Annotated in this window: 12 protein-coding genes and 1 pseudogene; all 13 read right to left on the reverse strand. The window is 60.5% G+C overall.

Features of this window, described 5'->3' with window-relative positions:
* Positions 1-16: 16 nt before the first annotated feature.
* Positions 17-2065: a type VI secretion system tip protein TssI/VgrG gene (tssI, locus tag B3M58_RS08710; RefSeq protein WP_296218372.1), complete on the reverse strand. Its 2049-nt coding sequence runs from the start codon at positions 2063-2065 to the stop codon at positions 17-19.
* A 76-nt stretch (positions 2066-2141) separates the two neighbouring features.
* On the reverse strand, positions 2142-3122 hold the full coding sequence (locus B3M58_RS08715) for a serine/threonine-protein kinase (protein ID WP_296218373.1): 981 nt from the start codon (positions 3120-3122) through the stop codon (positions 2142-2144).
* A gap of 10 nt (positions 3123-3132) precedes the next feature.
* Entirely contained in the window at positions 3133-3861 is a 729-nt protein-coding gene (locus B3M58_RS08720; protein ID WP_296218374.1) for a PP2C family protein-serine/threonine phosphatase, read from the reverse strand.
* Positions 3861-7400 (reverse strand): type VI secretion system membrane subunit TssM, encoded by a 3540-nt coding sequence (tssM, locus tag B3M58_RS08725; RefSeq protein WP_296218375.1) that lies wholly within the window; start codon positions 7398-7400, stop codon positions 3861-3863. The genes B3M58_RS08720 and tssM overlap by 1 nt, the downstream gene beginning before the upstream one ends.
* Positions 7397-8278 (reverse strand): type IVB secretion system protein IcmH/DotU, encoded by an 882-nt coding sequence (gene icmH, locus B3M58_RS08730; RefSeq protein ID WP_296218377.1) that lies wholly within the window; start codon positions 8276-8278, stop codon positions 7397-7399. Before icmH ends, tssM begins: the two co-directional genes overlap by 4 nt.
* 2 nt (positions 8279-8280) lie before the next feature.
* Complete coding sequence (gene tssK, locus B3M58_RS08735; protein ID WP_296218378.1) at positions 8281-9612, reverse strand: type VI secretion system baseplate subunit TssK; 1332 nt, start codon at positions 9610-9612, stop codon at positions 8281-8283.
* Positions 9613-9615: 3 nt separating this feature from the next.
* Positions 9616-10098, reverse strand: a complete 483-nt coding sequence (gene tssJ, locus B3M58_RS08740) for a type VI secretion system lipoprotein TssJ (protein WP_296218381.1) — start codon at positions 10096-10098, stop codon at positions 9616-9618.
* Between the two features lie 5 nt (positions 10099-10103).
* The gene (gene tagH, locus B3M58_RS08745; protein ID WP_296218382.1) at positions 10104-11303 is read right to left on the reverse strand and encodes a type VI secretion system-associated FHA domain protein TagH; all 1200 of its coding nucleotides are present in this window, start codon (positions 11301-11303) and stop codon (positions 10104-10106) included.
* 19 nt (positions 11304-11322) lie between these two features.
* Complete coding sequence (locus tag B3M58_RS08750) at positions 11323-11451, reverse strand: type VI secretion protein (protein WP_296218383.1); 129 nt, start codon at positions 11449-11451, stop codon at positions 11323-11325.
* An 86-nt stretch (positions 11452-11537) separates the two neighbouring features.
* A complete protein-coding gene (locus B3M58_RS08755) occupies positions 11538-12428 on the reverse strand; it encodes a hypothetical protein (protein WP_296218384.1) in 891 nt (296 codons plus the stop codon).
* Positions 12429-12486: 58 nt separating this feature from the next.
* Positions 12487-13302: a hypothetical protein gene (locus B3M58_RS08760; RefSeq protein ID WP_296218385.1), complete on the reverse strand. Its 816-nt coding sequence runs from the start codon at positions 13300-13302 to the stop codon at positions 12487-12489.
* Between the two features lie 71 nt (positions 13303-13373).
* Positions 13374-14384 carry a DUF2515 family protein gene (locus B3M58_RS08765; protein WP_296218386.1) on the reverse strand — a complete coding sequence of 337 codons (1011 nt, stop codon included), beginning with the start codon at positions 14382-14384 and terminating at the stop codon, positions 13374-13376.
* Positions 14381-14907, reverse strand: a pseudogene (locus tag B3M58_RS08770) (type VI secretion system tip protein VgrG); the annotation flags it as partial. The gene B3M58_RS08765 and the pseudogene B3M58_RS08770, both read right to left, overlap by 4 nt.

Consider the following 14907-nt stretch of genomic DNA (forward strand, 5'->3'; position numbering starts at 1 on the left):
GTTTATCGTCCAGGCGTTAAAGAGAGAGCGGATAGTCCTTGGTAATAACGGTCTTGGGCTCAGTTGATGTATTCACCAACGCCTCATCCAACAAATTCCCCGCCTTATCGCTATCCGCCGCCCCCGGCAGTACCGGTGGTTTTATACCGATACCCGAGCCTTTGCCCGGGGCGCCGCCGGCGTTGATTTTGGCCAGAGGGCCGCTGATGGTGATGCCGCCGCCATCGAGTTTGATAAAGCTGCCGCCGGCGTTGAGGGTGAGTTCGCTGCCGGCTTCGATGACCATCTTCTGGCCGGCTTTGAGGTGGATTTCGCGGCCGGCTTTGCTCAGTTGGGCGGTGCCGAGTTTGATGTGTTGGTTTTGTCCGACGGTGAGGTGGTCGTCGGGTTTGACTTCGACCTTACGGTCGGCGATGACCGTCAGGTGTTCTTCGGCTTTGAGCTCGGTGTAGCTGTTGGCTTCGACGGTGTCGTGGCGTTCGTGGCCAACGCGGATCTTCTGGTCGTGCTCGATGTTCTCGTCCCAGTCGCGCTGGGCGTGGATAAAGATTTGCTCGGCGCCCTTGCGGTCTTCGATGCGCAATTCGTTGTAGCCACCGCCGCCCGGTGTGCTGAGTGTTTTGAACACAGTGCGGGTCTTGTTCGCTGGCAGGTCGTAGGGCACGACATGCTCGGCGTGGTACAGGCAGCCGCTGACCAAGGGTTGGTCGGGATCGCCTTCGAGGAAGGTCACCAGCACTTCCATGCCGATCCGTGGAATGGCGATGCCGCCGTAACGGTCGCCGGCCCAGTTGGAAGACACGCGCAGCCAGCAACTGGTCTTGTCGTCGGTCTGGCCATGGCGATCCCAATGGAACTGCACCTTGATGCGGCCGTACTCGTCGCAGTGGATTTCTTCGCCAGCCGGGCCAGTGACTACGGCAGTTTGGCTGCCCAATACCCGTGGTTTCGGGTGCGCCAGTGGCGGGCGGAAGGGCACCGTCCAGGGTGTGGCGGTGAAGTGGTTGCGGTAGCCCTGCTGGAAGCCGTCGCTGGCTGCGGTATGACTGCTGACCGACTCTTCCAGCACCTGGGGCTGTTTGCCTTGGTGGATCACTTCGTGCAGCAGCCAGAGGTCGTTGCAGTCCTGGCACGGGTGGTCGGAGAGTTCGAGGAAGTGGCCGCTGAGCAGCTTCGGCTGATCGCCATGGCCTTCGGCCAGGCGGTAATCGGCGCGGTGGCGTTCGAGGTGGCGTTGGCTGAGGTGCTTGCCGCGCGCTCGGTCGACAAAGCGGCCGGGGTAGTCGTAATCCTCAAGATCCGGCAGCGGCTTGGCCTCGGGGCCGCGATCTTCCTCGAACGCAGCTTCCATCAGCAGGCGCGGTTGCTCGAAGTCGTAGTCGCGGCGGGTGGTGCGGCTGGTACGGGTTTCCAGGCGCACGGCGAAACGTTTGATCACCGGTTCGGCGGCGGTCATGCCGTTGTCTTGCAGGTAGGCGGTGGGCTGGCCGAGTTTGCCGAAGGCGCTCTGGTCGTCACCGAAGACCAGCACGTGGCCCTGCTCGCTGTGCTGGAAGTGGTAGTGGATGCCTTCTTCCTCGCACAGGCGCTGGATGAAATGCAGGTCGCTTTCGTCGTACTGCACGCAGTAATCACGCTTCGGGTAAACAGTCGGGCCGAGCTGGAACTGGTAACCGCCAAGGGCGATGCCGTGTTCTTCGAGTACCTGGGCGACGATCTGCGGCACCGTGAGGTGCTGGAAGATGCGTTGGTTAGTACGGTGCGTCAGGTAGCTCAGTTGCGGCACGATGCTCAGCGTGTAGCGGGTCAGGCGCTTGCCGGACTCGCCCTGGGCGACGCGGTAGATCAGGCCGTGAATGCCCAGGCCGTCTGGGCTGAAGGCGAGAAAGGCGCGCTGATGCAGCAGGCTTTGCAGGTCCACGTCAGGGCGCTGGCTGACCAGCTCCAGCTCGAAACGGTAGGGCTGGCTGATCGCCTCGCGGCCGCTGAATTCGAGCACTTGCAGGTCGTGGTCGAGGCCTTCGATGGTCAGACTGAAGTGGGTTTCATTGGCCGGGTTAAACATGGTCATTTCCTTGTTAAAAGATCATCCATTGATGCCTGGTATCGCGAGTAGGTACGGCGCGGAGCTCAGCGCCAACCTACAAATTGCTGCGCCGCAACCAACGCCGCCAGCCGCTGGGCATGGGCTGGCGAAGCACTTCGAGCAACTGCGCACAGTCGATGCTGCGCTGCGCCTCGTCGAAGGCCAGGGCCGTGCGCAGGGCGGGCCAACAATGAGCCGGCAGGTGTGCGGGCCGTTGCAGTTGTTTATCCAGCTCCATACTTTTTGCCTGTTTAGCGCTGAGGCGGCGAAACGGATGACGACCGCTGGCCAGTTCATACAGCACGCAGGCCACGGCATAGACATCGGCGGCAGCGCTCAGCGGTGCGCCGTCGAGTAATTCCAATGCGGCGTAGCGCGGCGTCCAGGCGGTAAAGCGGTTACGGCACAGGCGCGGCAGGCCAGGTAGCAGGCCTTCCACCGGTTGGCCGAGACCATAATCGAACAACCGCAGGCCGTCTTCGGCGAGCATCACATTGCTCGGCTTGAGATCGCCATGCAGCACGCCGAGGCTGTGCGAATAGCTCAGGGCGTCGAGCAGGGCGATGGCGATGCCCTGCAACTCGGACCAGGGCACGCCGTCGGGGCGCTCGCTAAGCAACTGATCGAGGGTCAGACCCTTGAGCAGCTCCAGGGTGAGAAAGGCACGCTGGCTCGGCACATCCACCTCGAAGCCGAACAGGCGCACCACATGCGGGTGGTTGAGCCGCGCGGTGAGGGCGAATTCGCTGTACAGCAGCGAGTTGGCGTCGGGGTATTCGGCGAAGTCATCGCTAAGGGTTTTCAGCGCCACGTAAGGCTCGGGGTCACCGAACTGTTCGCGCAGTAGGTCGCGGGCGCGATACACCGCACCCATGCCGCCGACCCCGAGCAGGCGCTCGATTTTGTAGCGGCCGCCGAGCACTTCCGGCAGTTCGCTGAGTACCACGCGCGGCGCTTGGTCCGCCGGTTTGGCGGCAGTCGCGGCCAGGGCGAAGTAGGTCAGGTCGCTGGCTTCGTCGAGTAGATTTTCGCTCATCCTCGCGTCCTCATCGGCGCACCACCACCGCGCTCAGGTTGTCCCGCGCCGGGCCGGCGAGGGCCTGCTGGAATAACCTATTCAGCGTCAGCTGCGGTGAGGGCAGGTTGAGTGCTGCGCCCAGTTCATCGGCCGACAGGCCTTGATAGAGGCCATCGCTGCACAGCAGAAAAGCGTCGCCCGGCAGTATGTCCAGTTCGAGAATTTCCAGTTTCAGCTCGTCGCTGGCGCCGATGGCGCGGGTCAGGGCATGCGCCGCCGGATGCCGAGCGGCTTCGCTGGGGCTGAGTTGCTGTTCGTCGATCAGCTGCTGCAACAGCGAATGATCGCGGCTGAGCTGGTACAGCCGGCTGCCGCGCCACAGGTAGCAGCGGCTGTCGCCGGCCCAAACGCAGGCGGCGTGGTCGCCGTCGATCAGCAGGGCCACTACGGTGCTGCCGATTACCGGGTCTGGCTGGGCGGCGGTGACGGTCAGCTCCTGGCCGAGGCGGCGATTGAGCCCGTGCAGGCGCTTGCGCAACTCGACCAGGCGCTGCTGCAAGTCACCGGTGCTCGGTTCGGCCAGCTGCTCGACGATCAGGCGGCTGGCCAGGGCGCCGTTCTGGTGGCCGCCCATGCCATCGGCGACCACCCACAGGCCCTGCTCAGGCAGGGCCAGAAAGGCGTCCTCGTTGCGCGCGCGCACCTTGCCGGTGTCGGTGCGCGCCGCGCTGCGCCAGTGGCTGGCAACCGCCTGCATCAGAGCGTCGCCGGCAGTTTGAAGCTGCGCAGCAGGCCGATGTCGAACGGGTTCGGCGAGCGCTGGCTGTGCAGCAGGTAGTTGGCGTGCAGGCCGCCGAGATCGGCTTTGAGCATCAGCACGTCGCGGCCGCTGTGGTAGTCGACGTTCATCAAGTCGAGCAGGCGGAACAGCGACCAGGGGCCGGTGTTCTTCTCGATACCGACGCGGCGCCCGCTGAGTTCTTCGACCACCAGGCTGGTGCGCCCTTCGTCGGCCTCGGCTGGCCAGCTGAAGGCGGTCTGCACGATGGGGCCGTGGCGGTATTCCATCTGCTGGCTGCCGAAGCGGAAATCCGCGCGGCCCAGGCTGGAGTCCAGCGAGTAAGGCTCCAGCTTGAACAGCACCTTGGGTTCGTTGGGGTTCTCGGCGAAGAAGCTGCGGCGGATGGTTTGTGCGTGGCTCATCTGCAACAGGAACTCGCGCGACAACGGCAGGCCACGGCCATCCACACGGCGCAGCTGATACTGGTCGGCGGTGCCGCTGACGAACGGCTTGAGGTAACTGTCGAAGAAGCGTTGGGCGATACCCTGGCTCTTGAAGAACTCGCGGAAATCGGCAATCGCCACGTCGCTTTCACTGTGCGCGCTGAACGGATAACGCTGCTTCAACGAGCCGTCGTAAGCGGCGTACAGCTCGCTCTTATAACGCTGATTGAGGTAGTGATAGGCGTCGTTGAGCACCAGCATCCAGCTGTCTTCGGCGAGCAGGCCGAGCCAGTTGCCGACCGGTTGCGGCAGGCGCGCGGCACTGCTGCGCACTTGGTTGATCGCATCACGCTGGCCGCCCATACGCGCCTTGGCCAGTTCGAACGCGGCCTGCTCCGGAGCACTGGCGTGCGCCAGGCTGGCCAGTTGCAGTTGCAGAGCATCCAGCGCCTGCAGGGTAGTGGCCAGTTCCGGGCCGGCACCGCCGTTTTCATCAAGCAAACGGTGCAGCGGTTCGAAGCGGCGCTCCAGGGTTTTACGCGCGGTATCCGGCAGATTTTTCACCAGTGCCGCTTGCGCCTGTTCGGCGGCAGCGCCGGCGAGCTTGGCGACTTTGCCCAGCTTGCCCTTGGCACCTTCCAGCGCTTCGGCGGCAGCACCGGCATCATCGGCGGCTTCGGCCATACCTTTGAAGCGGGTGTTGTCGCGCACTTCCACCAGCAGTTGCAGCAGCGGCGAGTTGGCGGCGGTTAGCCCGGCCAGTTGCAGGGCGCCCTGGTTGGCGCTGCCGACCGGCTCCAGCGTCAGCTGCGCCAGGGCTTCGCCCCAGTAGTTGGCGTAGTCGCGGAAGTACAGCTGCTCCATTTCCACCAGCAGGCGGCTGAGGTCGTTGCTGCTCAAAGTGTCGCCTTCGCCGAGCACCCAGTTGTCGCGCAGGATGCCGCGCACCAGGTCGGCGCCCTGGGCGACGAACAGCTTGCGGTAGCCAGCCTGGGTGTAGAAGCCGGGAATGCTGTAGTCGCTGCCGGCGAACAGCCCGGCTTGCGGGCCAAGTTTCTGGCTCAGGCGGTAGTCCGGCAGGCTGCGCGCTTGTTCGCGCAACATGCGGTAGACCACGTTGGCCAGCGATTCGCTGCGCAGCACCTGGCGCGCCTGGGCCACCAGCGGCGCATTTAACGAATAGGGCGTAAACGGTTCAGCCAGCAGGCGCTCGAAGTGACCGTTGAGGCCGCGCTGCGCGGCGCTATTGCCGGCGTAGCGCAGCGACCAGTCGGCGGCCAGCCATTCTTCGAGGAAGGCCTTGTCGCGGCGCTCTTCCAGGTTGAGCATGAGGTAGGCGCGCAGGCTATTGAGCAGGCGCTCGCGGTCACCCAAGTTGGCGCGCACCTGCGCTTCCAGCTGGCGGCCGACGCGCGGCAGCAGCAGGTTTTCCAGTTCACCGCGGTAGGCGCGCTGCAGCGTTGGGTCGACCTGTTCGCCCTGGTACAAGCCACCGCGTTGCAGGTAGCTCACCTCGCCTTTGCGCGGGAACACCTGGGTCGCCGCATAGCTGCTGTCCAACGCCTTGAGCGTTTGCAGCGCGTCGTCCTGGGCGCCGATCCCGCCGTGCTGGCGAGTCAGTTGCTGGGCGATCTCGCGCAGCTGTTCCAGGCGGCCGTGGTTGGCCGAGAAACCGTTGGCCCAGAGCACGCCGAACAGGGCCAGGCAGGCGAAAGCACAGGCGTACATGGCGCGCTGGCCCCAGTCGATACGGCGGACTTCCTTCTGGTCGAGGCCGGCGAGGTCGGCTTCGGGGAAGATCACCCGGCTGAGCAGTTGGTTGATAAAGCGCGCGCGGCCGCTGCGGAAAGTCGGTAGGGCGCTGCTGGCCAGGCCGAGATTGCGGCCAATGCCAGCGGTGGTTGGGTCGAGTTGCTCGTTCAGTTGCGGTGCGCTGGTCAGGTAGAAGCCGCGCAACTGGCTGGCGCGCTGGTAGCGGTTACCGGTAAAGGCCAGCTCGACGAACAGGCACAGGCGTTCGCCGATTTGCCCGAGCTGGTGCGGGAAGTCGAGGATACGCCCGCGGCGCTGGGTGTCGCGCTCCTGGTGCATGCGCAGGATCACCTGACTATTGAGGCGGCGCAGCAGTTCTTCGAACTCCTGGCGGATCACCTGTACGTCGGTGGCGTTCTGCTCTTTGCGGAAGCTCGCGCCGAGTACCTGATCGCTTTCTTCGCGTGACAGCTGGTCGAAGAACTCATCGAAGCCCAGCACCTTGTCGGCCTTGCTCAGCACCAGGTACACCGGGACATCGGCACCCAGGCGCTGGTGAATATCCTGCAGACGCTGACGGGTCTGGCGGGCGAGGTTTTCCAATTCGATTTCGCTGCCGCCTTGCAGCTGCTCCACCGGAATGTTGACCAGCACGCCATTCAGTGGACGCGCGCGGCGTTTGCGCAGCAGGCCCAGCAGGGTGTCCCAGGCACGGCTGTCGATGGCCGGGTCGGGCTGAGTCAGGTAGCGCCCGGCGGTGTCGATCAGCACGGCGTGGTCGGCGAAATACCAGTCGGCATAACGGGTGCCGGAAACGTCCTTGGTCAGACGTTGCTGGTCACCGCGATTGAGCGGGAAGTCCAGGCCGGAGAAGTCCAGCAGGCTGGTCTTGCCACTGCTCTGTGGGCCGAGCAGCAGGTACCAGGGCAGCTCGTTGCGCCATTTTTCGCTACGGCCGCGGTACAGGCTGGAGCGTTTGAGGGTGTGCAGGGCCTGCTTGAAACGATTGCGCAGCTCGAGCTGCTCCTCGTTGATCAGGCCTTCGCGGCGCAGGCGCTCCTGGGCATCGGCGTCGTCTTCCTCGGCCTTCTTGCGGGCGGTGGCCTTCCAGCTGGCGAACACCATGGCCAGGCCCCAGATCAGGAACAACCCGCTGATGCTCAGCAGGCGGCTGGTGGCCGATTCCCAGAATTTGTAATCGTTGACCGCGAGCAGCGGGCCGACAAACCACACCAGCAGCGCTAGAACTAATACCAGACACAGGCTCCATACCCAGGTCTTGCGGAAAAATGCGGCTAACTTGCCGAAAAAACTCTTCATTTCAGATCATCCATGCTTACACCCGCAGACGGGTCGAGTTGCTCGTACGGCTGCAAAATAGTTTCGCGCTGCTCGCCCAATACCCAGGCGAAACCGCCATACATCACCACCAGGCACACCAGGGTGAACAGCGCCACCAGCCACCACGGCACGATGCGCACCAGGCGCCGGCGGGTGTCTTTCAGACCCTGCCAGTGCGGCGAAACCTCGCGCGGCACGTCACCACGCATCTGGCGGATCTGCCGATAGAGGCTGTCGCGTACCGCTTCCAGTTCGAGCATGCCGCGCGGCAGCACGCGGTACTTGCCCTCGAAACCGAGCGACAGGCACAGGTACATCAGCTCGAGCATCGGCAGGTGCTTGACCGGGTTGCGCGACAGGCGCTCGAGCAGCTGGAAGAACTTCTCGCCGCCGAAGGTCTCGTTGTGGAACGAGGACAGCAGGCTCATCTGCGACCACTCGCTCTCGTTGCCCCAGGGCGTGGTCACCACGGCCTCGTCGACCACGGTGCAGAGCACGTAGCGGGCCGCCATTACCTGGCTGCTTTCCGCGCCTTCATGCAGGGCGCGGTGTTCGAACAGCTTGATCGCGCTGGCCAGGCGCTGGTTCAGCGCGTGCATGTCTTCGCTGTCGAAGCTGTGCTTGAGCCGCACCACTTCCGAGAGCAAAGTGGCGGCGGCTGCGACCAGCGGGTTGAGGCTGATATTGAAGCTCTCGGCCGGGCGCAGGCGTGCGGCATAAATCATCCGCTCTTCCAGCTGCTCGAATTTTGGCGGCGCGGCGAAGTCAGTCAGCGGGCTGTGCGCGGGGGCATCACCTTTGCGGTTGAGGATGACGGTTTTGTCGTCCTGGCCGTATTCCATTTCCTTGGTCGTCATAATCAGTTCCTGATCGCCCAGAATTTCATCTCAAGCCCGGAGAACTCGCCGGACACGTGGAAAGCGAAGCCGCCGGAGCGTTCCAGCTGCGCCAGTTCCTCGGAGCCCAGTTCCAGGGCGAAGTAGGTCTTGCCCGAGTGGAAGGGGATCTGCCGTGGTGCTACGGGCATCGGTTTGACCTTGATGCCCGGCAGGTGCAGGTTGACCAGCTGGCGAATCTGCTCCACCGGGCCGACCTTGAGGTGTGCCGGCAGGCGCTGGCGCAGCTCTTCCGAGTCGCACTGGGCGCTGGCGGCGAGGACGAAGGTGGAGGTGGCGAGCAGCTTGTGGTCGTGCAGCGGCGACACCTGAATGCCGTACTGACGCTGCTGCAGCAGCATTTCGATGGCGTGCTGTTCCAGCACCATCGACAGCACCTGGCGGATCGCATCCATCAGCTTGCGGAAGCTCACGCCCTGATCGCTGTGCAGATAACGGCCTTCCAGGCGCGGGCGTTTGATCTCGCTGGAGAAGGTCGCCAGCTCACCGAGCAGGCCGAGCAACTCGCGGTAGATCTGCTCCGGGTGCACCTGTTCGATGCCCAGGTAATGGCGCAGCACCGGCTCGAAGCGGTTGATCAGTTGCAGCATCATAAAATCGCCGACTTCGGCACCGCCGACCTTGCCGGTGGCGCGAATACGTTCGGCAAGAATGTCGCCACGGTGGGCGAGCATGCTGATCACTTCCTTGAGGCAGCTGAGCAGGTAGCCGGAAGCCTGGAAGTTGACATAGGTCGGGATGAACTCGGGGTCGATGCTGATCACCCCGTCCGGGGTGGTGTCGAGCACGTCGCACAGTTGCAGTTTGACGTAAGCCTGGTCGCTCTGTTGCTCACCGAGCAGCAGGCGGAAATCCGGGCGGCCGCAGCTGACCTGACTAGCCGCGCTGTCGCCGGCGTTGGAGTCGGCGACTTCTTCGTCGAAAGCGGTGAAGCGCGCCAGCACATCCTGCTGATCCGGGCGGCGGCTTTCGATGTGGTTACCGGTGACCAGCGGCAGCGCCAGGTACACCGGGGTGTTGCCGGTATTCGGTGGCACGTCGAGGGCCAGCGGTTCGCGCTCAGCGCCGATATCGAACAGGCTGCCATCGGGCAGGATGCCGCTGGCCTTGCTCACCACCAGTTTGCCCATGTTGAGGAACTGGCGGTCGATCTCCAGCTCGAAAAAGCCCCAGGCATAGCTGCCCAGCTTTTGCGTGCGGGTTTTGAATTGGTAATCGTAGTAACGGTCGCTTTGCTGAAAGTGCTGCGGGCGCAGCAGCATGCCTTCCTGCCAGACCACTTTATGTTGGGTCATGGCTTATTCCTCGCCCTGGGTCGTGTCGTCGACGGTCTTGATGCCCTGGGCATCCAGGTTCAGTACGACCTGATTGCGCGCCTGGGCTTGCAGCGGAATCACCACGCGCCAGCTGGCTTCCGGCAGATCGCGGTAGGCCGCGAGCACCCCGACATAGCGACTGCCTTCCTGCACCGAGAGCTTCAACTCGCGGGTTTCGCCGGGCCTTAACTCAAGCTCTTCGAGGGTCACCAGGTCTGGCGCCAGGGCTTCTTTCGGGCGCTGATAGAGCGAGAAGAAATCGGCGCTCTCGAAGGCCACCGGGTGCTTCAGTTCGATCAGCCGCAGCACGATCGGCGAGGGCCGCCCGTTGAGGTCTGGGTTGAGTTGCTCACTGCCGGTCAGGCTAAGGTCGAGCTTGGTCATCTTCGAGTAGGGCGACAACGACGAGCAGCCGCCGAGGGTCAGCAGCGCGGCGAGCAGCGCCAGGGGGAAAAAACGGAGCATGGACATCATCCTTGAGCGTCGGTATTGAGGGTGGCGATCAGGCGAACCTGTTCTTCATAGGTAGTGGCAAAATCGCGGGCGAACAGGCGGTCGCTCCAGTCGTCGTTCTGCTCCAGCGCGCTGTGCAGGCGGCGATAGGCGCGCCAGCGGCTGCCGGCGGTGGCGAGCAGCGGCTTGCGGCCTTCGCGCTCGAAGCGCAGGCTCAGTTGCTCCGGCGACAGCTGCTCGAACATGCCCTTGACCGCCGCACGGCTGGCGGCGAGCAGCGCCACCTGATGCGCCTGCAAGTCGCGAAAGCCGTGGCGAATGGCCTGCTCGGCGCTGAGTTGGCCGGCTTTCTTACCGCCGCGCAGCAAGGCGTTGAGCGCTTCGCTGCTGTCGGCGGTGTGCTTGAGCGGGTTGTTGCCGGCGCTCTGCACCGTGGTCAGCGCCAAGCGCAGTTCGTTTTTCAGCTCGCTACGGGTACGCAGGCTCTGTTGCAGGCTGCCGACGCTCTGTTTGAGCAGCTTGGCGGCGTGCAGGGCCAGGGCTTCGCGGGCGTCGTCATCCAGATCGTCGAGTGTGACCCCAAGAGCCTCGCCGAATTTTTCCCAGAAGGTAGGCGGCAAGCGCACCGGCTCTGGCGCGCGTTGGCGCGGCGGTTCGGGCGTTGGCGCAACCAATTGCGGCAGCAGCAGGTTTTCTTCGTCGATCTGTGCGTAATCACGTTGCTGCGCCTGCACGTTATGCGGGCGCAGGATCGCCGTCAGGTCGTCGACTTCCGCATACACGCGCTCCTGTTGATCGAGCGCGGTCAGCGGGTCGAGGTCGAGAAAGGCATCGTCCGGGATAATGCTGCCGGCCGGCTGCGCACGGCCGATATCGCCTTCGAACAACGCCGGGTCGCGGATCAGCCGCGCGCGAATCTCGAAATCGCCCAGGCAATACACGCTGCCATGCCCAATGCGCTGCGCCTCGCCCTTGCGCAGGCTGGCACCGCTGTCTTTGAGCTGCACGCCGTTGCTGCTGGTGTCGGTCAGGTAGAACGCCCCGTCACGGTAGCTGACCTCGGCATGCCGGCTGGACAGCACGCGCTTGCGATCCGGAATCACCCAGTCGCAGTCCTCCGCACGGCCAATGATGCCGCCGGCCTGCTTGAAGGTTTTGGTGGTCAATAGACCTGGCACGAACTGCTGTGCACTGACCACATCGAAGACCAGTTCCATGGTGTTTAACTCCTTGCGGTCAGTTGCCGCGTTGCACTGCTTGCGGTTCGCCCAAGGGGCGGTATTCGTTGTCGCTGAACTTGTAGTTACCGCTGCAGGCGGAGAGGCATAGAGCGAGTAGGACAATTGGCCAGTAGTGGATATTCATAATTGCATCCTTGTATTGCCTAACGTATTCAGAACCGTGTCATATGCTTTGTGCGAATAAGCTGAGTGCGCTTTTATGTTTCGCACTTATTGTTTTTCCAGCGCTTTTATGGGCGGGTCTTGGTAGTCTTCGTCAATCGCTATTCCGGCCGCGCGAAGTGTTTTCTCGTCGCGGCTGCGAATAGTTATATATTTATTCTTTAGCTCCGGGATCAATGATATCCAGTCCCTTTGCTGCTCTTCCGTTTCAAATGATTTTTTCCAATATTTAGCATCGGTCTGGAGCTCAAGCGTAATAAGATAAGTCCCTTTGTTTTGCGGTTCAGTTTGGGATTTTTGTCGCCACGCATTCAATGTCATATAAAGGCCGTTATTATAAAAATCCCACGAATAGAAACTTCCCCATTTCATCCAGCGCTCCATGTCGAGTGTATAGTCCGGGTCGAACCAAGGATGGCTGGATATATAAACGCCATGCACAGTGTCAGCAGAATGGATTTTTTCAGCTTGGGAACCGGAAACTCTGGGAGACGTGGGAGAAATCAGGCGACTCCAGCCATTACTCTTAATTGTTTCAATTATTGCGTAGATAAATGCTTTGTTTTCTTCATGGCTGCTGTCATCCGGGAGGCCGCGAACAGTCAGCTGAAAATTATCAATCTCACTGCTTGCCTGCATGTTGCTAGAGGTAGTTATGGCTACGACATTTTTGAGTGTCAGTCGCTGACCGCTCTGCTCAATGAAAATACTTGGCAAATTAGGCTCGTTCATCGAACGGCCAAATTCGTATGAGCAAAAATCGGCCTCTTTAAGGCAGTCTTGCTCGAACTGTAACGGCGATCGGGCAAGAAAGCCTTTGAAGGTTTCGTTGAACCTCAGTTCGACGGAGATTGTTTCAGCCATCGTGCTGTTCTCTTTTTTGTTGTCGTCTTTGCAGGCATTGAGGAGAAAAACCAACAAGAGCCAATAGGGCTTCATGCGCCATTCTGCCAAGTTTCAATTTTTGCCAAAGCCATGTTTCATGGTTCCCTATCCATCATTTTGTCAGGGCCTTAATGGACGGATCTTGATAGTTCTCGTCAATTGCTATTCCTGCTGCACGGGCTTTAGCCTCTAGCTCTTTGCGCTGCTGCTTATAGCCTTCGAGACGCTCAGGCAGGAGTTCTTTCCAGCGGGTCCTATCTTCTTTTTCAGTGAAGCCTGAAAGCCAATATTCGGTCTCGGTTAAAAATTCCAATGTAATGAGGTAGGTAGCTCTTTCTTTGGGCGCGTCATCTGAATCCCGGCGCCAAGCCTTGAGGTGCAAATAGGCACCATCGTTATAGAAATACCAATTATAGAAAGAGCCGAATTTAAGCCAGCGCTCTAGGTCAATTTTATGGCTGGGCTCGAGCCATGGATGGCTCATTACGTAGCTGCCCAATACATCGTCCGCCGATGCTATTTTATTGGCTTCCGTGCCTGGGATTCTTGGGTCGGAGGGAAAGTAGTAATATTCCCAGCCAGCTAGCTCTATCTTCTCTATCAACGAATATATGAAATCACGATACTCTTCATGCAGGCTGTTGCTAGGAATGCTGCGTAGGATCAGGGTTAAATTATGAACCTCGTCACCTCTTTCGTCATTGACTACGATTGTAATATTCGTTACTTGCTCCAGGGTTAGAGGCGTATTGCCATGTTTCATCAGAATTGTTGGAAGATTTGGCTCGGCGGCTCGGCGTTCAATTTCATACCAGCACATACCGACTTCTTTTAAGCAGCTAGATATGAATTCAACAGGGCTGGATGCGAGAAGCTCTGTAATTGACTCATGCAGTGCTACTTCAACAATAGGATGTTCATTCGTCATGTTCGCACCTTTGCTATTACTTGTGTCGTTGCAGCCATTAAGGAAAAAAATCAGTAGAATCCAATAGGGCTTCATGCTGAATTTCTCCAAGATGTAATAGTTGAAATGGCGCCTTCCATATATTCTTTTTGCTCGCCCATCATTTTGTGATATTGCATGGCAATCTTGGTAATAAATGTCATGCGGTCATCTACATCATACAAATTACCTTCGGTCATTTGCACTCTGAGCTTTGGGTTTTCAATATCGCATGCAGTGCTAAGCGCTGCTACTCTGAGCGGTACGAAAGGTAGCCCCTCAGCTAGCGCCTGTGCATTCAGTACCAATTTGAATGCATAATCTTCATAGATTAATGGCTGCAGTATTTTTCGTTGTTCATGATCGGCAATGTCCATAAGCGATTCAAGTTGAACAGTTCTTTTAGAGGGGCCGTCAGGCATGCCTTCTAACGTCTGTATCAATTTAAATGCTTTTTTAATTTCAGCGGTAACCTGTAAGTTGTTGATAGTGGCCAATGCTTCCGCCGCCCACGGCAAACTATCGATATTGAGTTGAACTTGCGGCACACAGTCCCTTGCATTCCGCTCGGGCGCACACTCTTCAAATTGCTCTGGGTATTTGCTGTAGAACCAGTGCCACACGAAGATGTCTTGGAACAGCCAGAAGTTGCCCTTGCCCAGTGCGTTTTTGCCGATCCGCAGTGGCGGCTGAGCGATGGGAGGGGTGGCGAGCGTGAGGTAGGGCTCGCTGGGGATGAAGTCGAGCCCGCACTTGACCTGCTTGCTGGCAAAGGCGGCCAGACCCATCCAGTAGAACCGCCCCTTGAGGTGCGGTTTGCCGTCTTCTTCCTGTTCCAGATAGAAGCGCGCGTAGGTGGCGGCAATGCGCGCTGCACGGGCACTGAAGTCCGCGACTAGCTCCTGTTTGGCCGTGGTGGAAAAGAAGCTGCGTGTTTCCACACTCAGGCGGCTAATCGCGGCTTCCTGACCCATGGCCCACAGCTTGTCGCAGGCAAGCGGCTCCTCACACACGGAGCGTGTCACGGCGTTGGTGGCGAACGTGGTGATCGGGGCTGTGCTCATTTATTTCGGCTCGTTTCGTAATCGTCCGCACCCATGGGTACGACCAGTTCATCCCACAACAGGTGGACTTTTGCGGTTTCTGCCACTTCGGTTTGCAGGCGTGGGTAGCGACCATCGACATCGCTTTTGTAAAGCCGTGGGGAGGTTTCGCTGGGCAGAACAATCGCCGCCTTGACTCCCTTGACGGGCAAGCCGGTGCGGGTGACGAAACGCAGTTGTTCGTCGAAGTGCTGCTGGGGCTTTTTGGCTTGCAGTACATTGCCTGCCCGCGCCTGATCCGCGATCCACGGAAGCACCGCTGGCAGAATACCGATCCCGGTTCCCGTGCCTGGCCCTCCACCTGAATTGATCTTGATCGTCGCGCCGCTCAGGGTGACGCCGCCGGGGTCGAGTTTGAGGAAGCTGCCGCCGCCGCTGGCGGTGAGTTCCATGCCGGCATCGATCACCACTTTGCTGCCGGCGTAGTAGTGGATTTCGTTGCCGGCTTCGATGAACTGGCTGGTGCCGATTTTGACGTGCTGGT

This window comes from Pseudomonas sp. UBA2684 (assembly GCA_002354655.1).
GTDB lineage: Bacteria > Pseudomonadota > Gammaproteobacteria > Pseudomonadales > Pseudomonadaceae > Aquipseudomonas.